The organism is Actinomadura kijaniata NBRC 14229, from assembly GCF_001552175.1.
Lineage (GTDB): Bacteria > Actinomycetota > Actinomycetes > Streptosporangiales > Streptosporangiaceae > Spirillospora > Spirillospora kijaniata.
In genome coordinates, this window is record NZ_BCQR01000005.1 from 72,161 (window position 1) to 97,666 (window position 25,506).

A 25,506-nucleotide genomic window follows, 5' to 3' on the forward strand; every position below is an offset into this window, starting at 1 on the left:
GCGCCGCGGCGCACCGCTCGGGGGAGCCCGTCAACCACCCCACACGCAGGAGAACCCCATGAAGCGCACCACACTCGCCGCCGCGGCGGCCCTCACCCTGTCGGCGGCACTGCTCACCGGCTGCGGCAGCACCAAGGACACCGGCGCGGGACCGGCCGCCGGGGGCGGCGGCCAGGGAGGAAAGGTCGGCGTCGGCCTGCCCCTGCTGACCTCGCCGTTCTGGCAGGCCTACAACAACTACGTCCCCACCATGGCCAGGGAGCAGGGCGTGGACGCCCTGCCGACGGTCAACTCCAACTCCGACCCCACCCAGCAGATCACCGACATCAACAACCTGCTCAACCAGAACGTGCGCGGCCTCGTCGTCGCGCCGCTGGACAGCGCCGCCATCGTCGCCGGGCTCAACCAGGCCGAGCGCAAGGGCGTCCCGGTCGTCGCCGTGGACGTCGCCCCCGAGAAGGGCAAGGTCGCGATGGTGGTGCGCGCCAACAACCGCGCCTACGGCGAGAAGGCGTGCGCGTTCCTGGGCGACAGGCTCAAGAAGGGCAAGGTCGTGCAGATCCAGGGCGACCTGGCCTCGGTCAACGGCCGCGACCGCTCCCAGGCGTTCCGCGACTGCATGAGGTCCAGGTACCCCGACATCAAGGTGCTGGAGATCCCCGCCGAGTGGAAGGCCGAGAAGGCCGCCTCCGGCCTGGACAGCCTCCTCAACGCCAACCCCGACCTCAAGGGCGTCTACATGCAGGCCGGCGGCGTCTACCTCGCGCCCACCCTCCAGGCGCTGCGCAGCAAGAACCTGCTGTTCCCGGCGGGCGACCCCAAGCACATCGCGATCGTGTCCAACGACGGCATCCCGCAGGAGTTCGCGGCGATCCGCAAGGGCGAGATCGACGCGACCGTCTCCCAGCCCGCCGACGCCTACGCCCGGTGGGGCATGTACTACATCAAGCAGGCGATGGCCGGGAAGACGTTCCAGCCCGGAAGGACCGACCACGGCAGCGAGATCGTCCGGCTGCCCAGCGGAATCCTGGAGGACCAGCTCCCCGCGCCGCTGGTCACCAAGGAGAACGTCAACGACAGGTCGCTGTGGGGCAACACGGTGAGCCGGTGATGAACGCCTCCGCCGAAGGACGCCCGCCGCTGGCCGAGGCGGCCGGGGTGACCAAGCGTTTCGGCTCCACCGTCGCGCTCGCCGATGCCCGGCTGGCCGTGCTGCCCGGCGAGTCCCACGCCCTGGTCGGCCGCAACGGCGCGGGCAAGTCCACCCTCGTCAACATCCTCACCGGCATCCTGGCGCCCGACGCGGGCGAGATCCGCTTCGACGGCGCGCCCGCCCCCGCGCCCGGCGACCGGGACGGCTGGCGCGCCCGCGTCGCCTGCGTCTACCAGAAGTCCACGATCATCCCCGGGCTGACCGTCGCCGAGAACCTGTTCCTCAACCGGCAGCCGGTCCGCCGCGGCGTCATCGGCTGGCGGCGGATGCGCCGCGAGGCCGCCGACCTGCTGGGGACCTGGGGCGTCCACGTCGACCCGGCCGCCGACGCGGGCACGCTCAGCGTCCAGGACCGGCAGTTCGTGGAGATCGCGCGGGCGCTGTCGTTCGGGGCTCGGTTCATCGTCCTGGACGAGCCCACCGCCCAGCTCGACAACGCCGAGATCGAGCGGCTGTTCACCCGGATGCGGGAACTCCAGGAGGCGGGGGTAACGTTCCTGTTCATCTCCCACCACCTCCAGGAGGTCTACGAGGTCTGCCAGACCGTCACCGTCTTCCGCGACGCGCGCTGGATCGCCACCGAGCCGGTCGCCGACCTGCCGCGTGCCGCGCTGGTGGAGGCGATGACCGGGGAGGCCGCCGACCTCGGGCACGGCACCGGACGCCGCCGACCCGCCGGCACCGCCGCCCGGCTCGCGGTGGCGGGACTGACCGGCGACGGCTTCGCCGACGTGGACCTGACGGTGCGCCGCGGCGAGGTCGTCGGCCTGGCCGGGTCCAGCGCCTCGGGCAAGGTCGAGCTGGCCGAGACGCTGGTCGGGCTGCGCCGCCCCGCCGCCGGGACCGCCACCGTGGACGGCGCGCCGCTGCGCTTCGGCGACGTGCGCCGGGCGATGGCGGCCGGGATCGGGTTCGTCCCCCGCGACCGCCACCACCAGGGCCTGGTCCCCGGCCTGTCGGTGGGGGAGAACGCCACCATGACCGTCGCCGGGCGGCTCGGCCCCGCCGGGGTCGTCGCGCCGGGGCGGCTGCGGGCCGCCGCGACCGCCGCCATCGCCGACCTGGACATCAAGACCGCCGGGCCCGACCAGCCGGTCAGCGGCCTGTCCGGCGGCAACCAGCAGAAGGTCGTCATGGCCCGCGCGCTGGCCACCGGCCCGCGCGTGCTGGTCCTGATCAACCCGACCGCCGGGGTGGACGTGAAGTCCAAGCAGGCGCTGCTGGCGGTGATCGACCGCATCCGCGACGACGGCACCTCGGTGCTGGTCGTCTCCGACGAACTGGACGACCTGCGGCCCTGCGACCGGGTCCTGGTCTTCTTCCACGGCCGGGTCGCCGCCGAGCACCCGGCCGGCTGGAGCGACCAGGAACTGGTCGCCTCGATCGAGGGGGTCTCCCGATGACGCAGACCATGGCGACGCCGCGCGCCGCCGCGCCCGCGCGGCTGCGCCCGGCGCTCGGCCGGATGCGCGAGTTCGCGCTGCTGCCCGCGCTGGCGGCGCTGGTGGTGCTGGGCGCGGTCGTCAACGACAGCTTCCTGACCGAACGCAACATCATCAGCATCCTCGGCGCGTCCGCCGCGCTGGCGCTGGTGGTGCTGGCCGAGTCGCTGATCCTCATCACCGGGAAGATCGACCTGTCGCTGGAGTCGGTCGTCGGCATCGCCCCCGGCCTCGGCGCGCTGCTGGTGATCCCGGCGGCCGCGGCCGGGTTCGGCACCGGCTGGCCCGCCTGGCTCGGCATCCTGGCGATCTTCGTGGTGGGCGGGGCGATCGGCGCGTTCAACGGCTGGCTGTCGGTGCGGCTGCGGCTCAACGCGTTCATCGTGTCGCTGGCCATGCTGATCGTGCTGCGCGGCCTGCTGACCGGCGCGACCGAGGGCAAGACGCTGTTCGACATGCCCGACGCGTTCTTCGCGATCGCCACCACCACGTTCCTGAGGCTGCCGATGTCGGTGTGGCTGGCCGTGGTGTGCTTCGGCGTCGCCGGTTTCACGCTGCGCTACCACCGGCTCGGCCGCGCGCTGTACGCGATCGGCGGCAACCCCGAGGCGGCCCGCGCCGCCGGGATCCGCGTCGAACGCGTCACCTGGGCGGTCTACACGATCGCGGGCGTGCTCGCCGCCGCGGCCGGCCTGTGCCTCACCGGCTACGTCGGCGCGATCAACGCCAACCAGGGCCAGAACATGATCTTCACGGTGATGGCCGCCGCCGTCATCGGCGGGATCTCCATGAACGGCGGGCGCGGCACCATGACCGGCGCGGTCACCGGCGTGCTGCTGCTCGGCGTGGTCGACAACCTGCTCACCCTCGCCCAGGTCGCCTCGTTCTGGAAACAGGCGATCTACGGCGCGATCATCCTGGTCGCCCTGGTCATCTCCCGCGTCACCTCCGGGCAGGCCCAGGAATGAGACCGGACGAGCGGCGCCCCGTGGGCCGTACCGCGGGCCGTACCGAGGTGACGGCCCTGTCGTTCGGCGGCGCGGCGATCGGCGGCCTGTACGCGCCGGTCGCCGCCGGGCAGGGCGAGCGGGCCGTGCGCCGCGCCCTCGACCTCGGGATGCGCTACCTGGACACCGCCCCGCACTACGGCGCGGGCACCTCCGAACGCATCCTCGGCGCGGCCCTCGCCGGGGTGCCGCGCGACTCGTTCACGATCTCCACCAAGGTCGGGCGGTTGCTGCGGCCCCGGCGGCCGGGGGAGGAGCCCGACGACGCCGGGTTCGCCGCCGAGCCCCCGCTGAAACGCGTGTGGGACTTCAGCGCCGACGGCGTCCGCCGGTCCCTGGCCGGGTCGCTGGAACGCCTCGGCCTCGACCGCGTCGACATCGTCTACCTGCACGACCCCGACGACCACGAGGACGAGGTCTACGCCGGGGCCTACCCGGCGCTGGCGGAACTGCGCGACCAGGGCGTGGTCGGCGCGATCGGCGCGGGCATGAACCGGACCGCGATGCTCACCCGGTTCGTGCGGCGGCTGGACCTGGACGTGGTGCTGTGCGCGGGCCGCTACACGCTGCTCGACCAGTCGGCGCTGGCGGACCTGCTGTCCGCCTGCGCCGAACGCGGCACCGCCGTCGTCGTCGGCGGCGTCTACAACTCCGGCCTGCTGGCCGGGGGCACCACCTACGACTACGCCCCCGCGCCCCCCGCGCTGCGCGACCGCGCCGCCCGGCTGGCGGAGGTGTGCGCCGCGCACGGCGTCCCGCTGCGCGCCGCCGCGCTGCGGTTCCCGCTCGGGCACCGCGCGGTCGCCAGCGTCCTGACCGGCTGCCGTACGGTGGCCGAGGCCGAGGACAACGCCGCCCTGTTCGCCCGCGACCTGCCCGCCGGGCTGTGGACCGACCTGCGCGAGGCGGGCCTGCTCGCCCCGGCCGCGCCCCTGCCGACCTGAGGAGGACCCCGTGCTCGACGCGCACCACCACCTGTGGGACACCTCCCGGCGTGCCCACCCGTGGATGGACGGCCCCTGGGCCGACCCGCTGCGGGGCCGCTTCGACGCCGACCGCTACGCCCGGGTCTCCGGGACCTGCGGCGTCACCGCCTCGATCGTCGTCCAGGCGCTCCACGACGTCGCCGAGACCCGCGAGCTGCTCGACGTCGCGCGCGGGCCGGGCCCGGTCGCCGGGGTCGTCGGCTGGTGCGACCTGACCGCGCCCGACGTCGCCGACACCCTCGCCGACCTGGCCGCCGGACCGCTGGTCGGCATCCGGCACCTGGTCCAGGACGAGCCCGACCCCGACTGGCTGGGCCGCCCCGACGTGCGCCGGGGCCTGCGCGCCGTCGGCGCGGCGGGCCTGGTCTACGACCTGCTGGTCCGCCCGCCGCAGGCCGGCGCGGCGCTCGCGGCCGCCCGCGCGCTGCCGGAGGTCGCCTTCGTCCTCGACCACGCCGGCAAGCCCGACATCGCGGGCGGCGGCCGGGAGCCGTGGGCGTCCTGGCTCCGCCGGATGGCCGCGCTCCCCAACGTCACGGTCAAGCTCTCCGGTCTGGTCACCGAGGCGGCGCCCGGCGGTGACCCCGCCGATATCATGATCTACGCCCGGCACGTGCTGGAGACGTTCGGCCCGGACCGGGTCATGTACGGCTCGGACTGGCCCGTGTGCACGCTGGCGGCCTCCTACCGGGAGGTCGCGGACCTGGCCGGGGAGGCGATGGCGGAGCTGACCGACGGCGAACGGGCCGCGGTCGCGGAGGGCACGGCCCGCCGCGTTTACGGACTGGAGAGCTGACCACCGGATGCGCGTCGCACTCTTCATCACCTGCGTCAACGACACGCTGTTCCCCGGCACCGGCCGGGCGACCGCGCGGCTGCTGGAACGGCTCGGCTGCCGGGTGGAGTTCCCCGAGGCCCAGACCTGCTGTGGGCAGATGCACTTCAACACCGGCTACCGCGCCGACGCCGCGCCCCTGGCACGGCGCTTCGCCGACACCTTCGACGGCTACGAGGCGGTCGTGGTGCCGTCCGGGTCATGCGCGGCGATGATCCGCGAGTGGTACCCCACACTCGGCGTCGAGCCGCCCGCCGGGGTGTACGAACTGTCGGAGTTCCTGGTCGACGTCCTGGGCGTCACCGACGTCGGCGCCTACTTCCCCCACACCGTCACCTACCACCCCACCTGCCACTCGCTGCGGTCGCTGCGGCTGGGCGACCGGCCCTACGAGCTGCTGTCGGCGGTGCGGGGCCTGACGCTGCTGCCGCTGGGCGGCGCGGAGGAGTGCTGCGGCTTCGGCGGCACGTTCGCGCTGAAGAACCCGGCGGTGTCGGCCGCGATGGGCACCGACAAGATGCGCAACGTCCTGGACACCGGCGCCGAGGTGCTGTGCGCGGCCGACAACTCGTGCCTGATGCACATCGGCGGCACGCTGCGGCGGCAACGCGCGGGCGTCCGCACGATGCACCTGGCGCAGATCCTCGCCGCCACCGAGGAGGAACCCGCATGAGCGGAACGTTCGTCGGGATGCCCGCCTTCCCCGCCGCCTCGGCGCGGGAGGTCGGCAACGCCCAGCTCCGGCACAACCTGCACAAGGCCACCCGCACCATCCGGGACAAGCGCGCCGCCGTGGTCGGGGAGCAGCCCGACTGGGACGCGCTGCGCGCCGCCGGAGCCGCCGTCAAGACCCGCGTCCTGCGGCACCTGGACTCCTATCTGGAGCAGTTGGAGGAGTCGGTGACGCGGGCGGGCGGCACCGTGCACTGGGCGCGCGACGCCGCCGAGGCCAACCGGATCGTCACCGGGCTGGTGGAGGCGACCGGCGAGAGCGAGGTCGTCAAGGTCAAGTCGATGGCCACCCAGGAGATCGGCCTGAACGAGGCGCTGGCCGAGGCCGGGATCACCGCCTACGAGACCGACCTGGCCGAACTGATCGTCCAGCTCGGCGACGACCGCCCCTCCCACATCCTGGTCCCCGCCATCCACCGCAACCGCGCCGAGATCCGCGAGATCTTCCTGCGGACCATGGCCGACTGGGGCCGTCCCGCGCCCGCCGACCTCACCGACGACCCGCGCGCCCTGGCCGAGGCCGCCCGGCTCCACCTGCGCGAACGCTTCCTGCGCGCCAGGGTCGGCGTCTCCGGGGCCAACTTCGCCGTCGCCGAGACCGGGACGCTGGTGGTCCTGGAGTCGGAGGGCAACGGCCGCATGTGCCTGACCCTCCCCGAGACCCTGATCTCCGTGGTCGGCATCGAGAAGATCGTGCCGACATGGCGGGACCTGGAGGTGTTCATGCAGCTGCTGCCGCGCTCCTCCACCGGTGAGCGCATGAACCCCTACACCTCGATGTGGACCGGCGCGACCGAGGGCCAGGACTTCCACCTGGTCCTGCTCGACAACGGCCGCACCGACGTCCTCGCCGACCAGGTGGGCCGCCAGGCACTACGCTGCATCCGCTGCTCGGCCTGCCTCAACGTCTGCCCCGTCTACGAACGCGCCGGAGGCCACGCCTACGGCTCGGTCTACCCCGGCCCGATCGGGGCGATCCTCACCCCGCAGCTGCGCGGGTTCTCCTCCGAGCTGGACGAGTCGCTGCCCTACGCCTCCACCCTGTGCGGGGCCTGCTACGACGTCTGCCCGGTCGCGATCAACATCCCCGAGGTGCTGCTGGACCTGCGCGCCAAGGTCGCCGCCACCGGACGGCACCGGGGGGAGCGGCTGGCGATGGCCGCCGCGCGCCGCGTGCTGGAGTCGCCCGCCCTGCTGGCCACCGCGCAGCGCGCGGCGGGCCGGTTCCGCCGCCTCACCCCCCGCCGCCTGCCCGGCCCGCTGGCCGCCTGGACCGACACCCGCGACATCCCCGCGCCGCCGACCGAGTCGTTCCGGCAGTGGTGGAAGGAGAACCGTTGACTTCCTCCCCCGTCTAAAGGCGGGGGATTCCCGCCCTCACGGGCTGGGCTTCCTGCTTCACCGCCGACCGCCGAAGGGAGGACCCTTGCGGACTTACATCAGCTCCACAGGCAGACACCGCTCGACCAGCGGCCAGAATGTTCTTCGCCGCGTTGATGTCCCGGTCGTGCCGGGCGCGGCAGGCGGGGCACGTCCAGTGCCTGGTCCTCAAGGACAGCTCGGCGAGCAGGTGCCCGCACGCCGAGCATGTCTTGCTGGAGGGGTACCAGCGGTCGATCACGATCAGGTGGCGGCCGTGCCTGGCGGTCTTGTACTCCAGCAGGCGGCGGAACTCGCCCCACCCGCAGTCGGAGATCGCCTTGGCCAGGGACCGGTTGCGGACCATCCCGCAGACGTTGAGGTCTTCGATCACGATCACGTCGTGGTCGCGGACCAGCCGCGTGCTGGTGCGGTGCAGGAAATCCCGGCGGGCGTCGCGGACCTTGCGGTGTGCGCGGGCGACCTTGGCCTTGGCCTTGGCCCGGTTGTGGGAGCCGCGCTGTTTGCGGGCCATGCGCCGCTGGTAGCGGGCCAGATTGCGGGCCTTGCGCTCCAGGTGACGCGGATTTGCGATCTTCTCGCCGGTGGACAGGACCGCGAAATCGCTCACGCCCACATCGACGCCGACCGCCGCGCCGGTGGTGGGCGGCGGCTCGGGGTCGGCGGTGGTCTCCACCGCCAGAGAGGCATACCAGCGGCCATCGGGGTCTCGGGAGATCGTCACCGTGGTCGGGTTCAGGGTGGCCGGGTCAATGCCGGGCCAGGACCACGCGAACGCAAGCGGGCCCTCGGTCTTCGCCAGGTGCAGCCGCCCGCCCTTCCATCGGAACGCCGAGCGGGTGTAGGTCGCCGACTGGCGGCCGTGCCGGGTCTTGTAGCGGGGGTAGCGGGCGCGTCCGGCGAAGAAGTTCACGAACGCGGTGTATTGGTGCCGCAGGGCCTGCTGCAACGGGACCGAGGACACCTCGTACAGGAAGTCGTGGCTGCCGTCGCGTTTCAGTTCGGTCAGATAACGGTCGGTTGCGGCGTAGGAGGTGCGTTTGCCTTCGGTGTGGTAGCGGGCATGCCGCCATGTCAGCACTGTGTTCCACACCAGGCGCACGCAGCCGAACGTGCGGTTCAGCACCGCCGCCTGCTGCGGGGTGGGGTAAACCCGCACCTTGTACGCCGTGCGCATGTTCCGATTTTATCGAATCCCGGCATGATCGGTAAGCAGATGCAGATGTGTAGGCGCGATTCGCGCTCTGGACTGTCCCGGCTTCGCCAGGCCATTCCTTGCGGGGTCCGGATTTCTCCCCGGCCTGAAGACCGGGACATTTTCAGGAGGATTTGGTGAACGCCCGCGACGCCGTCCTGGCCCGCGTCCGCGCCGCCCTCGCCGACGTCCCGGCGGGCGAACGCCCCGGGGACGTCCCGGTCCCGCGCGGCTACGACCGCGCCCGCTCCGGCCCGGACCTGGTGGAACTGCTGGTCGACCGGCTGGTGGACTACCGCGCGGTCGTGCGCCGGGACGTCCCGGTCGCCGAGGCGGTCGCGGCGTTCGGCGGCCGGATCGCGGTCCCGCCCGGCGTGCCGGGGGAGTGGCTGGCGGGGATCACCCCGGTCCGCGACGAGCCGCCGCTGTCCCCGGCCGACCTGGACGCCCTCGACGGCGTCCTCACCGGCTGCGCCGTCGCGATCGCCGAGACCGGCACGATCGTGCTGGACGGCTCGGCCGGCCAGGGCCGCCGCGCCCTCACCCTGGTGCCCGACCGGCACCTGTGCGTGGTGCGCCGCGACCAGATCGTGCGCACCGTCCCCGAGGCTCTGGAACGGCTGGACCCGGCCCGGCCGCTGACCTGGATCAGCGGCCCGTCGGCCACCAGCGACATCGAGCTGGACCGGGTCGAGGGCGTCCACGGCCCCCGCACCCTCGAGGTGGTCCTGCTCTGATCCCGAGGGGGCCGGGCGGTCAGGACAGCGCGGGCTCCACGTCCCGGAGCAGCCGCCGCTTGGACCGCGCGCCCACCACCGACACCACCGGCTCGCCGTCCCGGAACACCATCAGCGTCGGCATCGCCAGCACCCCGTAGGCGGCGGTGGTGACGGGGTTGGCGTCCACGTCGATCGCGACGACCTTGAGGCGGTCGCGCTCCTCGTCGGCGAGCTCGGCCAGCACCGGCGCAAGCTGCCTGCACGGCGGGCACCACTCGGCGGTGAACTCCACCAGCACCGGCCGGTCGGCCCCCAGCACCTCGGCGGCGAAGTCGGCGTCGGTGATCTCCGGCACCGTGCCGGTCGCACCCGTCGTCCGTGTCATGGTCATCCCCTCGTCTCGCACCGCGGCTCCGGCGGCGACAGCTCGGCCTCGGCCCGCAGCAGCTGCGCGGCCACCTCGGCGCGCACCCGCCCGAGCCGTTCCATCAGCGCGTCGAGCTCGGCGAGCTTGGCGCGGTAGACCTGCACGGAGTCCGGGCAGGAGTCCCCGGCCGGGTGGCCCGCCCGCAGGCACTCCACGAACGGCCGGGTGTCCTCCAGCTCGAACCCGAAGTCCTGCAGCGCGCGGATCTGCTCCACCAGCCGCAGGTCGTCCTCGCCGTACACGCGGTAACCGTTGACCGCGCGGCGCGCGGGCAGCAGCCCGCGCGCCTCGTAGTACCGGAGGGTGCGGGGGCTGACCCCCGCCCGCTCCGCCAGCTCGCCGATGCGCATGACACAGACGCTAAACGTTGCCCCCGGCGTCAAGGCAAGGAACGGTGCCCCCGTGTGCGTGCGGATCAGGCGGGGCGTTTCTCGGCGACGATGCGATCCGTCTTCTCGTGATGACGGAGGGCGGCCATGCGGATGTCGCGCCGCGCGGGCGGCATGCGGACCGTGCGGCGCGAGCGCGGCACCCGCGGTTTCACCGGGTGATACGTCCTCTCACAGATCGGCGAACGCGTCGTGGGGGTTCTCGACGCAGTCGGCCACGAACCGCAGGAACGCCGCGGCGGGCGCGCCGTCGCAGACGCGGTGGTCGAACGCCAGCGACAGCTGCCCCACCTTCCGGACGGTCAGTTCCCCGTCCACCACCCACGGCCGGTCGATGATGCGGCCGACGCCCAGCATCGCCGCCTGCGGGTGGTTGATGATCGGGGCGGAGCCGTCCACGCCGAAGCCCCCGTAGTTGTTGAGCGTGAAGGTGCCCGCGGTCAGGTCGGGGACGGTCAGGGAACCGGCGCGGGCCGCGTCGGTGAGCCGGGTGATCTCCGCCTGGAGGCCGCGCGCGCTCAGCCGGTGCGCCTCGCGGACCACCGGGGCGACCAGGCCCTGCCCGGCCTGGACGGCGATGGCGAGGTTGACGCCGTCGAACCGGACGATCTCGCCGGCCTCGGTGTCGACGCGGCTGTTGAGCTCGGGATGCCGCGCCAGCCCGGCCGTCACGAACCGCGCGAACAGCGCCAGCAGGCTCACCGGCGCGTGCCGCCCGCTCGCGTTGATCTCCCGGCGGAGCTCCAGCAGCGCGGTGGCGTCCACGTCGACCCAGGTCGTGGCCTCGGGGATCTCCCGGCGGCTGCGGGCGAACGCCTCGGCGGCGGCCTTGCGGGCGCCGCGCAGCGGGATCCGCTCCAGCTCCGGCAGCATCTCCGGCGCGGGCCGCGCGGTGGCCCGCGGGGCGGGCGCGGGCTCCGGGGCGGGCGGCGGGGCGGGGCGTTCGATCGCCTTCTCCACGTCCGCGCGGGTGATCAGGCCGTCCGGCCCGGTGCCGGTGAGCCGGGTGAGGTCGACGCCGTTGTCGCGGGCCAGCTTCCGCACGACCGGGGACATCGTGCGGGGCCGGTCGGTCGGCGGGGCGACCGGCACGGGGCGGCCGCGCCGCCGTCGGCGGCGCTCCCTGGTGCGCGCGGTGCCGTAGCCGACCAGGACGTTGCCGGAGCCCGCGAGCTCCTCCTCGATGTACCGGGCGGCCTCGGGCCCGGGGGCGGCCCTGGCCTCGGGGACGGGCTCGGAGGCGGGCTCGGGAGCGGCCTCGTCGCCGACCACGAGGAGGACCGAGCCGACCGCGACGGTGTCGCCCTCGGCGGCGTTCAGCCCGGTGACGACCCCGGCGAACGGCACCGGGACCTCCATCACGGCCTTGGCGGTCTCGACCTCGACGACCGGCTGGTCGATCTCCACCGGGTCGCCGACCTTGACCATCCACCGCACGATCTCGGCGTCGGTGAGGCCCTCGCCGAGGTCGGGCAGCGTGAACTCGCGCGCGGTCATCGGTCCTCCCACTGCAGGGTCGCCACCGTGTCCAGCACCCGTTCGACGCCGGGCAGGTGGTGGTGTTCGAGCTTGGGCGGCGGGTAGGGCACGTCGAACCCGGTGACCCGGCGCACCGGGGCCTCCAGCACGTGGAAGCAGCGTTCGGAGATCCGCGCGGCGATCTCGGAGGCGACGCCGGCGAACCCCTGCGCCTCGGCCACCACGACCGCCCGCCCGGTCCTGGCGACGCTGGCCATGACCGTGTCGTCGTCGAACGGCACGATGGTCCGCAGGTCCACGACCTCCAGGTCCCAGCCCTCGGCGACGGCCTCGGCGGCGGCCTCCATCGCCACCGGCACCGCCGGGCCGTAGGCGACCAGCGTCGCGTCCGTGCCGGTCCGGCGCACCTCGGCCCGCCCGAACGGCGCGGTCCGCGCGGGCAGCGTCACCTCCTCCTTGGCCCAGTACAGCTTCTTCGGCTCCATGAACACGACCGGGTCGGGCGAGGCGATCGCCTCGCGCAGCAGGCCGTAGGCGTCGGCGACGGTCGCGGGCGTGACCACCGTCAGGCCCGGCGTGTGGGCGTAGTAGCCCTCGGAGGAGTCGCAGTGGTGCTCCACGCCGCCGATCCCGCCCGCGTAGGGGACGCGGATCACCATGGGCAGCGGCAGCGCGCCCCGGGTGCGGTTGCGCATCTTGGCGACATGGCTGGCGATCTGCTCGAACGCCGGGTAGGCGAACGCGTCGAACTGCATCTCCACCACCGGCCGCATGCCGTTCATCGCCATGCCGACCGCCATCCCCACGATGCCGGACTCGGCCAGCGGGGTGTCGAAGCAGCGGTCCTCGCCGAACTTGGCGGTCAGCCCGTCGGTGACGCGGAACACGCCGCCGAGCGCGCCGACGTCCTCGCCGAACACCACCACGCGGTCGTCGTCGGCCAGCGCGTCGGCGAGCGCCGCGTTGATCGCCTGGGCCATCGAGACGGGGGCCATGGGTCAGACCTCCTCGGCGAGTTCGGCGCGCAGCAGGTCGGCCTGCTCGCGCAGCTGGGGGGTGGGGGAGGAGTACACGTGCGCGAACAGCTCGGCCGGGTCCGGCGGGGTCTGCTCGGGCAGGCGCTCGCGCAGGTCGGCGGCGACGCGTTCGGCCTCGGCGGCGACGGCGCCGACGCGGGCGTCGTCCAGCAGCCCGGCGCCGCGCAGGTGGGCGGTGATCCGGTCGACGGGGTCGCGGTCGCGCCAGGCGGCGACCTCCTCGTCGGTGCGATACCGGGTGGCGTCGTCGGCGTTGGTGTGCGCGTCCATCCGGTAGGTGTGCGCCTCGATCAGGGTGGGGCCGCCGCCGGACCGGGCGCGGTCGGCGGCCTGCGCGACGGCCGCGATCACGGCGGCGACGTCGTTGCCGTCCACGCCGACGCCCGGCATCCCGTACCCGACGGCCTTGTGCGCCAGCGACGGGGCGGCGGTCTGCCGCGCCAGCGGCACCGAGATCGCGTACTGGTTGTTCTGCACGAAGAACACCACCGGGGCCCGGAAGACGGCCGCGAAGTTCAGGGCCTCGTGGAAGTCGCCCTCGCTGGTCGCGCCGTCGCCCAGGAACGCCAGCGCCACCGTGTCCTCGCCCTTGAGGCGCGCCGCGTGCGCGAACCCGACCGCGTGCGGGGCCTGCGTCGCCAGCGGCGTGCACTGCGGCGCGGTGCGGTGGGCGACCGGGTCGTAGCCGCTGTGCCAGTCGCCGCGCAGCAGCGTCAGCACCTCCACCGGGTCGATGCCCCGCGTGACCAGCGCGACGCTGTCGCGGTAGGTGGGGAACAGCCAGTCGGTGGGGCGCAGCGCCAGCACCGCGCCCACCTCGCTGGCCTCCTGCCCGTGCGAGGACGGGTAGACGGCGAGCCGTCCCTGCTTGACCAGGTTGGTGGCCTGCCGGTCGAACCGGCGTCCCACCACCAGCGCGCGGTACGCGGCCAGCAGCGTCTCGTCGTCGGGCATCGCCAGCCCGCCGCCGCGCGTCTTCGGGGCGCGGCGGCCGCGCTTGTCGAGGAGCTGGAGCGGTCGGGACGTGGGCAGCAGATCGATACCGGACCTCGTCGTCACGGCGTTTCTCCCGTTCGTGGCCATTTGCCCGATACAGTGCTCCGACCAGGGCCAACCGTCCAGAGCGGACCGGAAAGACAAGACATTTGGAGCGATCCGATGGATTCCGATGAACGAACGTCCACTCCGGGCGGCCCGCGCCGCCCGGAACGCAGACCTTCGGCACCGGCGCTGGACGAGATCGACCAGCGGATCGTCGAGGAGCTGTCCCGGGACGCCCGCGTGTCGGTCCGGGCCCTGGCCGAACGCCTGCACATCTCCCGCGCCAACGCCTACAGCCGCCTGGACCGGCTCCTGGAGGACGGCGTGGTGCGCGGCTTCACCGTCCGGCTCGACCCGGTCAAGGCCGGGTTCGGCACCTCGGTGTACGTCACCCTCAAGATCGAGCAGAACTCCTGGCGCACCGTGTGCGACCGGCTGCGCGGCCTGCCCGCCGTGCGGCACTTCGCGCTGCTGGGCGGCGACTTCGACGTGCTCGCGCTGGTCCGCGTCCGGGACGCCGCCGAGCTGCGCGCCCTGGTCCTGCACGAGTTCCACTCGATCCCCGGCGTGCGCAGCACCCGCACCCTGGTGATCTTCGAGGAGTCCGCCGACGACCTGCTGCTGGGCTGACCGGAACGTTCCGGCTGCGATACTCGATCCCGTGTCTTCCAGCGTCTCGGCCCGGCCGCCCGCCAAGCGGGGGCGGCCCGGCCACGATCTCGAATCCGTTCTGGCGGCGGCCGTCCGGCTGTTCAACGAGCGCGGCTACGAGGCCACCGGCATGGAGGCGCTGGCCCGCAGCCTCGGGATCACCAAGTCGGCGATCTACCACCATGTCGCCAGCAAGGAGGAGCTGCTGCGGATGGCGACCGACCGCGCGCTGGACGGCCTGTTCGAGGCGGCCGAGCAGGCGCGGGCCCGGGACGGCCGGGCGATCGAGCGCCTGGAGTTCCTCACCGAGCGCAGCGTCCACGTGCTGGCCGAGCGGCTGCCGTTCGTGACCCTGCTGCTGCGGGTGCGCGGCAACACCGACGTGGAGCGGCGGGCGGTGGAGCGGCGCCGGGCGTTCGACCACCTGGTGGCCGAGCTGATGGAGCGCGCGGTGGCGGAGGGCGACCTGCGCCCCGACATCGACCCGGCGGTCGGGGCGCGGCTGCTGTTCGGCATGGTCAACTCGCTGACCGAGTGGTACCGGCCGGGCGGCGGGATGGACGTCGGCGACCTGGCCGCGCTGGTGCGCAAGACGGCCTTCGAGGGCCTGCGCGTCTGACCGCCCGGCCGGTCAGCGGCCGTCGGCCAGCGCGGTGACCGCGCGGGTGTGGAAGTCGGTGCCGACCAGCTCCTCCCAGCGGCGCGCGTAGAGGGCCAGGTGCCTGCGGCACGCGGCGGCCAGCCGGGCGTGGCTCCAGCCGTCCTCGGACGGGCAGCAGTCGTCGGCGGGCCAGGTCCAGGGCTCGTCCAGGCCCGCCGCCGCCAGGCGTTCGCCCACCAGGACCGCCCCGGCGTACGCCCGCAGCCGGTCGAACGCGAACTCCTCGTCGTCGGCCACGTGGTACAGGCCGAGGACCCGCCCGATGATCTGCCGCCCGTGCTCCAGCCTCCCGGTGCGCGCGCAGAACTGCAGGTGCGCCGCCACCTCGGGCGCCCCCGTCACCGTCCGGTAGGTGCGTTCGTGCAGCTCGTGGGCCTCGTCCGCGCGACCGGCGCGCAGCAGGGCGAGCAGCAGGCGGCTCCGGTCGCCCCCGGCCGGGAGCGTCTCCGCCGTCTCCAGCGCCCACCGGTCGCGGCCCAGGTCCAGCCACCACTGGGCGGCGCGCAGGACGTCCCCGGACGTGGTGCGGCGCTCGGCCGGGGGCAGGGCCAGGAAGCGCTCCCAGGCGGCGCGGGCCGCCTCCGGGTCGCCCGCCCGCGCCCAGGCCCCGGTCCGGAACCACCGGACGTGCCGCGCGTCGTCGGTGCCGGGACGCTGGTGCCGCTCGGCCGTGTCCAGGAACGCCCGGACCTGCCGCAGGTGCGTGCCGGGCAGCGCCAGGGCCCGGTCCAGCGCGACCGGGACGGCCCGCCACATCGCCGCGACCCGGTCCGCGCCGAGCAGCGTCGGCCGGGCCTCGTGCAGGCGGAACAGCTCGACCAGGCAGGAGAACAGGTCCGTGCTCCAGAGCTCCCAGCCGTCGGGCAGCAGGTCGTCCAGCAGCGCGAACCGGGCCTCCACCAGCGCCCGCGTCGCGCCGCCCACCAGCGCGTTCTGCAGCACCCGCTGGGTCAGGACGATCCGGGAGGTGCCGGAGTCCGCGGCGCGCGCCAGGTCCAGGGCCCGCAGCAGGCCCGCGTCGTCGGTGGCGTCCAGGTGCGGGGAGCGCGGCGGGTCGGCGCGGTGCCGGGCGGGCGCGGCGGCGGGCGGCAGCTCCAGCCGGTCGACGACCGGTTCGGCGTGCAGCAGCGCGTCGATCCGCTCGCCGAGGTGCGGGGTGCCGTTCAGCCCGTCCATGTGCTCGGCGAACCGGGTGGCGTGCCAGCGCAGGTCCTGGCCCAGCTTGGCGTAGGTGTAGATCGGCAGCGTCTCGCACCCGGGGTCGGCGCAGCCGCACTCCCAGACCCACTCCCGGTCGAGCCCCGCGGCGACCACGCGGCGGCACAGCAGCGCCGCCGCGGCCGCCGTCCACATGCCGTCGACGGAGTCGCAGTGGTAGCCGATGCGGGCGAAGTTGCGGTGCAGGACGTCCAGCCCGCGTTCCTCGTTGCCGGTGCGGGCGCAGAACTCCAGGTGCGCGGCGACCTCCCCGAGCTTCATCCCGGAGCGCGTGTAGGTGCGCTGGTGCACCGCCACCGCCTCCCCCACCCGGCCGGTGAGCAGGTACGGCATCAGGAGGACGTCCTCGTGCTCCTCGCCGTCGCGGGAGGGGATCAGCCCGGCCAGCACCGGGGCCAGCGCCGCGACGGCGCGGTCGGGGTGGCCGAGCCGGGCCCACATGGTGGCGTCGATCGAGGCCAGGCCGTCGGGGAACAGGTGCTCGCGGGGCGCCTCCCGCGTCCTCAGCCGGGTCCACCGCCGCTCCACCTCGGCGACGTCCCCCCGGCGCGCCGCGAGGTGGAGCCGCGCGTCCTCGAGCGCGTAGCGGGACCCGGGCCGGGTGGGCGGGCAGTACCGCTCCAGCTCGTCGATCAGCCGCCGGACGCGGTCGGCGGGCTCGGGGAAGATCCGGATGAACACGTCGAGGAGCCGGTAGAACTGCGTCCACATCGCCGTGACGTAGTCCTCGTCGTAGCGGTGCGGTTCGGCGTGCCACATCAGCAGGCACCGCCGCAGGAGACCGAGCCACTCGCCGGTCACCTCGCGGGAGCTGTCCTTCCAGCCCCGGAACCCCAGCGAGTAGGTGTAGCCGAGCAGGACCCGGAACAGGCTCTCCGGTTCGCCGAGCGCCTCGGCGTCCGCCAGCAGCGCCCGCATCTCGGCCATGAACGGCTCCGGGCCGCCCCCGGACTCCTCCGGATCCAGGCGCCACGCCGCGTCCAGGCGGCGCCGCAGGTCATCCCCGTTGACGATCATCGTGCCCCCAGTCCTCAGCTCTCGGCGCGGATGGCGTGCTCGACCAGGCCGAGGAAGGCGCGGTTCACGCCCGCGACGTCGCCGGGGCGCAGCGCGCGGTTCCCCGTCAGCAGCGCGTACCCGTACAGCGCCTCGACCGCGAGCTCCACGACCCGGGCGTCGGCGGTGCTGGTCAGGCGGGCGACCATCGGGTTGCGGTGGTTGAGCACCAGCAGCGGACCGGGTTCGGGCCCCGCCTCGGTCTCGGCGGCGGGCGGCGCGTCGGTGAACTCCGCCCACACGCCCTCGGCCGCCTCCGCCGCGGCGGCGCGGCGCGGAGGCTCGCCCTCCAGGTACAGCGCCGGGAGCGCGACCGGGGAGAAGGCGCGCAGCACCGGCGCGCAGCCCCGGTCGGCGAGGGTCCGCCGGGCGATGGCGAGCAGGTCGCGGGCGGCGAACTCCACGGCCGGGCCGACCCGGTCGAACCGGGTGGCGAGCTCGGCCGGGTCGAGCGCCCGCACGTCCAGGCCCGGGTCCAGGCGCGGCAGCCGGTGCAGGATCTCGGCGTGGTAGGTGTAGCCGCCGTTCACCAGGGCGACGCCCTGCGCGGCGGCGATCCCCGCCAGCTGCCGGAACTCCTCGGTCCGCGCGGTGTAGCGGATCGCGCGGTGCCGCGCCCGGAACTCGGCGAGCGTGACCGCCCCCTCGCCGGTGTCGAAGGGGATCCACTCGTCCACCACGCGCAGCATCTCGTCGTCGTGGACGGCCAGCGCCATCACCCCGCGGTGGTGCACGCCGAGGAACGCGCCCAGCCGCTCGGGCTCGGTCGCGGCCATCCGCACCAGCCAGGACCGCAGCCGCTCGCCCAGCGCCTCCCGCGCGACCACCAGCAGCTCGTCGTGGTAGAGCTGCTCCCGGCTGGCGGTGGGCCGCAGCTCGTCGGTGTCGAGGACGCAGCGGACGAAGAACGCCCACTCCGGCAGGATCCCGTCGACGCGGTCGCCCAGCAGCATCCGCTTGAGGTAGACGCGGTGGGTCGCCGGTTCGCTCGGGTTGGTCTCGTGCGGCAGGACGTACGCCACGCCGCGCAGCCCCGCCTCGGGCACCGACAGGTCGATCGCGTCGAGCGGGACCGCCCCCAGAAGGCGCGTCCCGTACCCGAGCATCGCCTCCCGCCCGGCCTCCCAGGGCGGGACCCCGTCGGTGAGCCGCTCGCCGTTCACCCGGACGTCGTAGGGGAGCAGCGCGCCGTAGTGCCGCACCAGCTCCCGCACCGTGGACGGCTCCAGCCAGTGCTCGAAGTCCCGGCGGGCGCGCAGCGTGACGGTGGTGCCGGGCTCGTCCCGGACGCCCGGCGCGACGGTGTAGTGCCCGTCGGCGTGCCCGCGCCACACGACGGCGGGCGCGTCCTGCGCGGCGCTGCGCGTCACGACCTCGATCTCGTCGGCGACCAGGAAGCACGACAGCAGCCCGATCCCGAACTGGCCGAGGAAGTCGTGGCGCGCGAACCCCAGCGCGTCGCGCTTGGCGGAGTTGCCGATGGTGGCGAGGAACTCGTGCACCTGGGGCTCGGTGAGCCCGACGCCCGCGTCCTCGATCCGCAGCCGCCCGCCCCCCGCCTCGATGCGGACCGGGCCGGGCGGCCCGCCGCGCGCGGTGGTGGCGTCCACGGCGTTCTGGAGCAGTTCGCGCACGTAGACGCGGGGGCTGCTGTACAGGTGGCGGCTGAGCAGGTCCACGATCCCGCGCAGGTCGACGTCGAAGGTGCGGGCGGCGGGCCGCTCCGGCGGAGGCTGACCGGTCATCACCCCACTGAGATGGCCGGGGCGGGCTCCGGGTTCCGGTGACTAGGCTTCCGGTCGCGGAGGGAACTCCCGGCTGCGTCCCCGGAACTCCGCGACCACCTCGCCGTCCCGGCGCACGGTCACGTCGTAGATCCCGCTGCGCCCGTAGCGCGTGCGCTCCTCGGCGACCGCCACGAGGAGGTCGCCGAGCCGGACCGGGCGCACGAACGTGATGTCGGCCCCGGCCGCGACGGTGACCGGCCCGTGGCTGTTGCAGGCCAGCGCGAACGCGGTGTCGGCCAGCAGGAACACGTAGCCGCCGTGCGCGATGCCGTGGCCGTTGACCATGGCCTCGGTGACCCGCATGGCCGCCTCGGCCCGCCCGCCCTCGGCGGAGCGCAGCTCGATGCCGAGCGCCCGCGAGGCGAGGTCGGCGTCGAACATCTCGTGTGCCTGGTTCATGGACGCCGGAGTGTAGCCGGGGCCGGGAGGGGCGGCTGAACGGCCGTGTCACGGGGCCTGGGACGAGAACCCGGTGGCTCCGGAAAGCAAGAGTTCCGTCACTGTTCGCAGTGAAGGCAGGTCGGGGAGGGGCTACTGGAAGGGTAGGGGGAAGGATCAAGTGATCGGGGCTGTTCCCGGCGGGCGTCCCGGTCTAGAATTACTTACCGAACGTACGGTCAGTAATTCTGGGAGGACGGGCCAATGGCGGTGCTGCGCAGTTACGTCTCGGGGTCCTGGCGCACGCCCACCGACGAGGGGGCGCCGCTGCACGACGCCGTCACCGGCGAGGAGGTCGCCCGGTTCTCCACCGGGGGCCTCGACTACGCCGCCGCGCTGGAGTACGGCCGCCGGTCCGGCGCGGCGCTGCGCGAGCTGACGTTCCACCAGCGCGCCGCGCTGCTCAAGGCCCTCGGGTCGTACCTGAACGAGCACCGCGAGGAGCTGTACGCGCTGTCGGCCCGCACCGGCGCCACCCTCGCCGACTCCCGGATCGACGTGGACGGCGGCATCGGCACGCTGTTCGCCTACTCCGGCAAGGGCCGCCGCGAGATGCCCAACGACACCGTCTACGTGGACGGCGACGTCGAGGGGCTCAGCCGGGGCGGCACGTTCGTGGGGCGGCACGTCTGCACGCCGCTGCGGGGCGTCGCCGTGCAGATCAACGCGTTCAACTTCCCCGTCTGGGGGCCGCTGGAGAAGTTCGCCCCGGCGTTCGTCGCCGGGATGCCCTCCCTGGTCAAGCCCGCCCCGCAGACCGCCTACCTCACCGCCCGCCTCGTCGAGCTGATCCTGGAGTCGGGGCTGCTGCCCGAGGGGGCGCTCCAGCTCGCCTGCGCCGAGCCCGGCGACCTGCTCGACCACGTCACCGAGCAGGACGTCGTGGCGTTCACCGGCTCGGCCACGACCGCGCGGCGGCTGCGCGTCCACCCGGCGATCGTGGAGCGCGCCGTGCGGTTCAACGCCGAGGCCGACTCCCTCAACGCCTCCGTCCTCGGCCCGGACGGCGACCTCGACCTGTTCGTCAAGCAGCTCGTCACCGAGATGACCGTCAAGGCCGGGCAGAAGTGCACCGCGATCCGCCGCGCGTTCGTGCCCCGCGACCGCCTGGACGAGGTCGTGGCGGCGGCCCGCGAACGCCTCGGCAAGATCGTCATCGGCGACCCGTCGGTGGAGGGCGTGCGGATGGGCGCGCTGGTCAGCCTCCAGCAGAGGGAGGAGGTCCGTCGCCAGCTCAAGGCCCTCGGCGGCGAGATCGTGTTCGGCGACCCCGACCGCGTCGAGATCGCCGGGGACCGGGCGCAGGACGGCGCGTTCCTGTCCCCGCTGCTGCTGCTCGGCGACCCCGAGCGCCCCGAGCCGCACGAGGTGGAGGCGTTCGGGCCGGTCAGCACCCTGCTGCCGTACGACACCACCGAGCAGGTCATCGACTACGCCGGGCGCGGCCGGGGCAGCCTGGTCGCCTCGGTGGTGACCGAGGACCCCGCGTTCGCCCGCGAGATCGTGCTCGGCGCGGCCCACTGGCACGGCCGCGTGCTCGTCCTCGACCGGTCCTGCGCCAAGGAGTCCACCGGCCACGGCTCGCCCATGCCCGCCCTCACCCACGGCGGCCCCGGCCGCGCGGGCGGCGGCGAGGAGCTCGGCGGCGTCCGCGCGATCCTGCACCACATGCAGCGCACCGCCGTGCAGGGGTCCCCGGACGTCCTCACCGCGGTCACCGGCCGGTGGACGGCGGGCGCCAGGCGCTCCGAGGGCGTCCACCCGTTCCGCAAGAGCCTGGCCGAGCTGCGCGTCGGCGACTCGGTCACCGCCGGGCCCCGCGCCGTCACCGCCGAGGACGTCGCGCACTTCGCCGAGTTCACCGGCGACACCTTCTACGCCCATACCGACGAGGAGGCCGCCGCCGCCAACCCGCTGTTCGGTGGGATCGTCGCGCACGGCTACCTGGTGGTGTCGTTCGCCGCGGGCCTGTTCGTCGCGCCCGAGCCCGGCCCCGTCCTCGCCAACTACGGCCTGGAGAACCTGCGCTTCCTCACCCCCGTCAAGGTCGGCGACAGCCTCACCGTCACCCTGACCGCCAAGCAGATCACCCCGCGCGAGAACGCCGACTACGGCGAGGTGCGCTGGGACGCTGACGTCGCCAACCAGGACGGCGCCTCGGTGGCCAAGTACGACGTGCTGACCCTCGTCGCGAAGGAACGGACGGACAAGTGAGCAGCTTCGACGAGATCATCGCGGCCGACCAGCGGGTCGAGCCCCGCGACGAGATGCCCGAGGGCTACCGCAAGACGATGGTCCGGCAGATCGCGCAGCACGCCCACTCCGAGATCATCGGGATGCAGCCGGAGGGCTACTGGATCACCCGCGCGCCGTCGCTGCGCCGCAAGGCGATCCTGCTGGCCAAGGTGCAGGACGAGGCCGGGCACGGCCTGTACCTGTACGCCGCCGCCGAGACCCTCGGCGTGGACCGCGCCGACCTGACCGAACGCCTCATCACCGGCCGCCAGAAGTATTCCTCGATCTTCAACTACCCGACGCTGGGCTACGCCGACGTCGGCGTGATCGGCTGGCTGGTGGACGGCGCGGCCATCTGCAACCAGGTGCCGCTGTGCCGCAGCTCCTTCGGCCCCTACGCCCGCGCGATGATCCGCATCTGCAAGGAGGAGTCCTTCCACCAGCGGCAGGGCTACGAGCTGCTGATGACGATGATGCGCGGCACCGACGCCCAGCGGGAGATGGTGCAGGACGCGGTGGACCGCTGGTGGTGGCCGTCGCTGATGATGTTCGGCCCGCCCGACGCGAACTCGCCCAACACCGCCCAGTCCATGGCGTGGAAGATCAAGCGGCACACCAACGACGAGCTGCGGCAGAAGTTCGTCGACATGACCGTCCCGCAGGCCGAGAAGCTCGGCGTCACCCTGCCCGACCCCGAGCTGCGCTGGAACCCCGAACGCGGCCACTACGACTTCGGCGAGCCCGACTGGGACGAGCTGAAGCGCGTCATCTCCGGCGACGGCCCCTGTAACGCCGAGCGCCTCGAACGCCGCCGCCGCGCCCACGAGGACGGCGCCTGGGTCCGCGAGGCCGCCCTCGCCCACGCCCGCAAGCACGCCCGCGAGAAGGAGGCAGCCCGATGAGCTGGCCGCTGTACGAGGTGTTCGTCCGCGGCAAGCGCGGCCTGAACCACGTCCACGTCGGATCGTTGCACGCCCCCGACGCCGAGACCGCGCTGCACAACGCCCGCGACCTGTACACCCGCCGCAACGAGGGCGTCAGCATCTGGGTGGTGCGGTCCGCCGACATCACCGCCTCCAGCCCCGACGAGAAGGACGCCTTCTTCGACCCCAGCGCCGACAAGGTGTACCGGCACCCGACCTTCTACTCCATCCCCGACGACGTCCCCCACATCTGACGGGCCCTTCCGATGAGCTTCGACAACGTTTACGCGGCCCTGACCGGCGACGGCGACGCCCGCTGGGCGTTCGGCACCGGCTTCAGCGACCCCCTGGCCGGGGTCGAGATGACCCCGGCCGACGACGCGCTGGCCGGGTACTGCCTGATGCTCGGCGACGACGCGCTGATCATGTCCCACCGGCTCCAGGAGTGGATCACCCGCGCCCCCGAGCTGGAGGACGAGGTCGCCATCGCCAACATCGCGCTGGACCTGCTCGGCCAGGCCCGGCTGCTGCTGGCCCGCACCGGCCGCGACGAGGACGAGCTGGCCTTCCACCGGGACGCCGCCGAGTTCCGCAACGTCCGGCTCGCCGAGATCCCGGGCGGGGACTTCGCGCACCTGGTGGTGCGGCTGCTGGCGTTCTCCACCTGGCGGCTGGCCGTCATGGACCGGCTGCGGCTGTCCTCCGACACGGTGCTGGCCGCCATCGCCGCCAAGTCCGTCAAGGAGCTGACCTACCACCGCGACTACGCCGCCCGCTGGGCGGTCCGGCTCGGCGACGGCACCGAGGAGTCCCACCGGCGGATGCGGCGCGCGCTGGACGAGGTGTGGCCGTACACGGCGGACCTGTTCGCCACCGACCCCGTCGAGTCAGCCCCGTTCGCCGTGGACCCCGCCACCGTGCGCGCCGAGTTCGACCAGGTGATCGCCGAGGTGCTCGGACAGGCGACGCTGCCGGCGCCCCCGGACGCCGGGAGGGCCGTCCCGCGCGGCGAGCACACCGGGGCCCTCCACCCGCTGCTGGAGGAACTGCAGAGCGTGGCCCGCGCCCTCCCGGAGGCGACATGGTGACCACCGCGACGCGCGCCCGCGAGATCGCCGAGACCGTCACCGACCCGGAGCTGCCGCAGCTCACCCTCGCCGAGCTCGGCGTGCTGCGCGAGGTGACCGAGGACGGCGACCGGGTCGTGGTGTCGATCACGCCCACCTACAGCGGCTGCCCCGCGATGGACACGATGCGCGACGACCTCGTGCACCGCCTCACCGGCGCCGGGTACCGCGACGTCGAGGTGCGGGTGACGCTGAGCCCGCCGTGGAGCAGCGACCACATCACCGAGTCGGGCCGCCGCAAGCTCGCCGCCGCGGGCATCGCGCCGCCCGGCCCCGCGCCGCGCCGCCCGCGCGGCCCGATCCCGCTCACCCTCGGCCCGACCCGCCGCGCGGCGTGCCCGCGCTGCGGCTCCACCGACACCGAGGAGGTGTCGGAGTTCGGCGCGACCGCCTGCAAAGCGCTGCGCCGCTGCCGCTCCTGCCGCGAACCCTTCGACCACTTCAAGGAGATCTGACGTTGGCCGTGCCGAACCGCACCCCGCACGCGCTGCGCGTGGCCGCCGTCGAGCGCCTGTGCGACGACGCCGTCGCCCTCACCTTCGAGATCCCCGGCGACCTGGCCGACCGGTACGCCTTCCGGCCCGGCCAGTCCCTCACCCTGCGCCGCCTGGTGGACGGCCGCGACGAGCGCCGCTCCTACTCGATCTGCTCCGCGGCGGGCGGCGCGCCGCGCGTCGGCGTGCGCGAGGTGCCCGACGGGCTGTTCTCCTCCTGGCTGGTCCGCGAGGTGCGGCCGGGCGACGAGATCGAGGTGCTGCCGCCGGGCGGCTCGTTCACCGCCGACCTGGAGCCCGGCTCCCACCACGTCATGATCGCCGCCGGGTCCGGGATCACCCCGGTCCTGTCGGTCGCCGCCTCGGCCCTCGCCGTCCCCGGCACCCACGTCACGCTGCTGTACGGCAACCGCACCAGCGACACGGTCATGTTCGCCGACGAGCTGGCCGACCTGAAGGACGCCCACCCCGACCGCCTCCACCTGGTGCACGTCCTGTCCCGCGAGGTCCGCGAGCCCGAGATCCTCACCGGCCGCCTCGACGCGGCCAAGCTCCGCACCCTGCTGCCGCTGCTGGTCCCGGTCGACGAGGTCGACCACTGGTGGCTGTGCGGCCCGCACGGCATGGTCACCGACGCGATGGACGTGCTGGCCGGGATGGACGTGCCGCGCGACCGCGTCCACCGCGAGCTGTTCTACGTCGAGGACGTCCCGCCCCCGGTGCGGGAGCGCCCCGCCGCCGGACCGACCGGCCCCAGCACCCCCGTCACCGTGGTCCTGGACGGCCGCACCACCGCCGTGGACCTCCCGGCGGGCGCGACCGTGCTGGACGGGGCCCAGCGCGTCCGCCCCGACCTGCCGTTCGCCTGCAAGGGCGGCGTGTGCGGCACCTGCCGCGCCAAGGTCACCCAGGGGCGGGTCAAGATGCGCCGCAACTACGCGCTGGACCCGGCCGAGGTGGACGAGGGCTTCGTGCTGACCTGCCAGTCCGAGGCCGTCGGCGAGCCGGTCACCGTGGACTTCGACGCCTAGCGC

Annotated in this window: 25 protein-coding genes; 16 read left to right on the plus strand and 9 right to left on the minus strand. The window is 73.9% G+C overall.

Features of this window, described 5'->3' with window-relative positions; translation table 11 throughout:
- Positions 1-58 precede the first annotated feature (58 nt).
- From AKI01S_RS02125 to AKI01S_RS02155, 7 genes are read left to right on the plus strand one after another with little or no spacing between them, the layout of a single operon-like run.
- On the plus strand, positions 59-1,111 hold the full coding sequence (locus AKI01S_RS02125; protein ID WP_067811686.1) for a sugar ABC transporter substrate-binding protein: 1,053 nt from the start codon (positions 59-61) through the stop codon (positions 1,109-1,111).
- Positions 1,111-2,616 (plus strand): sugar ABC transporter ATP-binding protein, encoded by a 1,506-nt coding sequence (locus AKI01S_RS02130; RefSeq protein WP_067811688.1) that lies wholly within the window; start codon positions 1,111-1,113, stop codon positions 2,614-2,616. Before AKI01S_RS02125 ends, AKI01S_RS02130 begins: the two co-directional genes overlap by 1 nt.
- Positions 2,613-3,623: an ABC transporter permease gene (locus tag AKI01S_RS02135; protein WP_067811690.1), complete on the plus strand. Its 1,011-nt coding sequence runs from the start codon at positions 2,613-2,615 to the stop codon at positions 3,621-3,623. The genes AKI01S_RS02130 and AKI01S_RS02135 overlap by 4 nt, the downstream gene beginning before the upstream one ends.
- 20 nt (positions 3,624-3,643) lie before the next feature.
- Positions 3,644-4,606, plus strand: a complete 963-nt coding sequence (locus AKI01S_RS02140) for an aldo/keto reductase (RefSeq protein ID WP_245681444.1) — start codon at positions 3,644-3,646, stop codon at positions 4,604-4,606.
- A 10-nt stretch (positions 4,607-4,616) separates the two neighbouring features.
- Complete coding sequence (locus tag AKI01S_RS02145; RefSeq protein ID WP_083998759.1) at positions 4,617-5,444, plus strand: amidohydrolase family protein; 828 nt, start codon at positions 4,617-4,619, stop codon at positions 5,442-5,444.
- 7 nt (positions 5,445-5,451) lie between these two features.
- The gene (locus tag AKI01S_RS02150; RefSeq protein WP_067811693.1) at positions 5,452-6,156 is read left to right on the plus strand and encodes a (Fe-S)-binding protein; all 705 of its coding nucleotides are present in this window, start codon (positions 5,452-5,454) and stop codon (positions 6,154-6,156) included.
- Positions 6,153-7,556, plus strand: a complete 1,404-nt coding sequence (locus AKI01S_RS02155; RefSeq protein WP_067811695.1) for a lactate utilization protein B — start codon at positions 6,153-6,155, stop codon at positions 7,554-7,556. The genes AKI01S_RS02150 and AKI01S_RS02155 overlap by 4 nt, the downstream gene beginning before the upstream one ends.
- 13 nt (positions 7,557-7,569) lie before the next feature.
- On the opposite strand, the gene AKI01S_RS02160 is transcribed toward AKI01S_RS02155, so the two are convergent.
- Positions 7,570-8,772, minus strand: coding sequence for an RNA-guided endonuclease InsQ/TnpB family protein (locus tag AKI01S_RS02160; RefSeq protein WP_067811697.1), 1,203 nt, complete (start codon positions 8,770-8,772; stop codon positions 7,570-7,572).
- A 152-nt stretch (positions 8,773-8,924) separates the two neighbouring features.
- On the opposite strand from AKI01S_RS02160, the gene AKI01S_RS02165 reads away from it, so the two are divergent.
- Positions 8,925-9,527, plus strand: coding sequence for a LutC/YkgG family protein (locus tag AKI01S_RS02165; protein ID WP_218009526.1), 603 nt, complete (start codon positions 8,925-8,927; stop codon positions 9,525-9,527).
- 19 nt (positions 9,528-9,546) lie between these two features.
- Here AKI01S_RS02165 and AKI01S_RS02170 read toward each other — a convergent pair whose 3' ends face one another.
- The 5 genes from AKI01S_RS02170 to pdhA form a co-directional block, all read right to left on the minus strand.
- A complete protein-coding gene (locus AKI01S_RS02170) occupies positions 9,547-9,894 on the minus strand; it encodes a thioredoxin family protein (protein ID WP_083998761.1) in 348 nt (115 codons plus the stop codon).
- 2 nt (positions 9,895-9,896) lie between these two features.
- Positions 9,897-10,286: a MerR family transcriptional regulator gene (locus tag AKI01S_RS02175; RefSeq protein WP_067811700.1), complete on the minus strand. Its 390-nt coding sequence runs from the start codon at positions 10,284-10,286 to the stop codon at positions 9,897-9,899.
- Between the two features lie 210 nt (positions 10,287-10,496).
- Positions 10,497-11,822: a dihydrolipoamide acetyltransferase family protein gene (locus tag AKI01S_RS02180; protein WP_067811702.1), complete on the minus strand. Its 1,326-nt coding sequence runs from the start codon at positions 11,820-11,822 to the stop codon at positions 10,497-10,499.
- Complete coding sequence (locus AKI01S_RS02185; RefSeq protein WP_067811704.1) at positions 11,819-12,799, minus strand: alpha-ketoacid dehydrogenase subunit beta; 981 nt, start codon at positions 12,797-12,799, stop codon at positions 11,819-11,821. The genes AKI01S_RS02180 and AKI01S_RS02185 overlap by 4 nt, the downstream gene beginning before the upstream one ends.
- Positions 12,800-12,802: 3 nt before the next feature.
- Positions 12,803-13,900 carry a pyruvate dehydrogenase (acetyl-transferring) E1 component subunit alpha gene (pdhA, locus tag AKI01S_RS02190; protein ID WP_245681445.1) on the minus strand — a complete coding sequence of 366 codons (1,098 nt, stop codon included), beginning with the start codon at positions 13,898-13,900 and terminating at the stop codon, positions 12,803-12,805.
- A 99-nt stretch (positions 13,901-13,999) separates the two neighbouring features.
- On the opposite strand from pdhA, the gene AKI01S_RS02195 reads away from it, so the two are divergent.
- Both AKI01S_RS02195 and AKI01S_RS02200 read left to right on the plus strand, forming a co-directional pair.
- Positions 14,000-14,512, plus strand: coding sequence for an Lrp/AsnC family transcriptional regulator (locus AKI01S_RS02195; protein WP_083998763.1), 513 nt, complete (start codon positions 14,000-14,002; stop codon positions 14,510-14,512).
- A 31-nt stretch (positions 14,513-14,543) separates the two neighbouring features.
- Positions 14,544-15,152, plus strand: a complete 609-nt coding sequence (locus AKI01S_RS02200) for a TetR-type transcription factor C-terminal domain-containing protein (RefSeq protein WP_067811707.1) — start codon at positions 14,544-14,546, stop codon at positions 15,150-15,152.
- Positions 15,153-15,164: 12 nt separating this feature from the next.
- Here AKI01S_RS02200 and AKI01S_RS02205 read toward each other — a convergent pair whose 3' ends face one another.
- From AKI01S_RS02205 to paaI, 3 genes are read right to left on the minus strand one after another with little or no spacing between them, the layout of a single operon-like run.
- Positions 15,165-17,429 carry a hypothetical protein gene (locus AKI01S_RS02205; protein WP_067811708.1) on the minus strand — a complete coding sequence of 755 codons (2,265 nt, stop codon included), beginning with the start codon at positions 17,427-17,429 and terminating at the stop codon, positions 15,165-15,167.
- A gap of 14 nt (positions 17,430-17,443) precedes the next feature.
- The gene (locus AKI01S_RS02210; protein WP_067811710.1) at positions 17,444-19,213 is read right to left on the minus strand and encodes an HSP90 family protein; all 1,770 of its coding nucleotides are present in this window, start codon (positions 19,211-19,213) and stop codon (positions 17,444-17,446) included.
- A 42-nt stretch (positions 19,214-19,255) separates the two neighbouring features.
- Positions 19,256-19,654: a hydroxyphenylacetyl-CoA thioesterase PaaI gene (gene paaI, locus AKI01S_RS02215; protein ID WP_067811711.1), complete on the minus strand. Its 399-nt coding sequence runs from the start codon at positions 19,652-19,654 to the stop codon at positions 19,256-19,258.
- A gap of 243 nt (positions 19,655-19,897) precedes the next feature.
- On the opposite strand from paaI, the gene paaZ reads away from it, so the two are divergent.
- The 6 genes from paaZ to paaE are packed head-to-tail and all read left to right on the plus strand — an operon-like array spanning position 19,898 to position 25,503.
- On the plus strand, positions 19,898-21,907 hold the full coding sequence (paaZ, locus tag AKI01S_RS02220; RefSeq protein WP_067811713.1) for a phenylacetic acid degradation bifunctional protein PaaZ: 2,010 nt from the start codon (positions 19,898-19,900) through the stop codon (positions 21,905-21,907).
- Positions 21,904-22,830: a 1,2-phenylacetyl-CoA epoxidase subunit PaaA gene (paaA, locus tag AKI01S_RS02225; RefSeq protein WP_067811715.1), complete on the plus strand. Its 927-nt coding sequence runs from the start codon at positions 21,904-21,906 to the stop codon at positions 22,828-22,830. Before paaZ ends, paaA begins: the two co-directional genes overlap by 4 nt.
- A complete protein-coding gene (gene paaB / locus AKI01S_RS02230; RefSeq protein ID WP_067811717.1) occupies positions 22,827-23,105 on the plus strand; it encodes a 1,2-phenylacetyl-CoA epoxidase subunit PaaB in 279 nt (92 codons plus the stop codon). Before paaA ends, paaB begins: the two co-directional genes overlap by 4 nt.
- 12 nt (positions 23,106-23,117) lie before the next feature.
- Positions 23,118-23,939: a 1,2-phenylacetyl-CoA epoxidase subunit PaaC gene (paaC, locus tag AKI01S_RS02235; protein WP_067811718.1), complete on the plus strand. Its 822-nt coding sequence runs from the start codon at positions 23,118-23,120 to the stop codon at positions 23,937-23,939.
- Positions 23,933-24,433, plus strand: a complete 501-nt coding sequence (paaD, locus tag AKI01S_RS02240; protein ID WP_067811720.1) for a 1,2-phenylacetyl-CoA epoxidase subunit PaaD — start codon at positions 23,933-23,935, stop codon at positions 24,431-24,433. Before paaC ends, paaD begins: the two co-directional genes overlap by 7 nt.
- Positions 24,430-25,503: a 1,2-phenylacetyl-CoA epoxidase subunit PaaE gene (gene paaE / locus AKI01S_RS02245; RefSeq protein ID WP_067811765.1), complete on the plus strand. Its 1,074-nt coding sequence runs from the start codon at positions 24,430-24,432 to the stop codon at positions 25,501-25,503. Before paaD ends, paaE begins: the two co-directional genes overlap by 4 nt.
- The last annotated feature ends 3 nt before the right edge of the window (positions 25,504-25,506 follow it).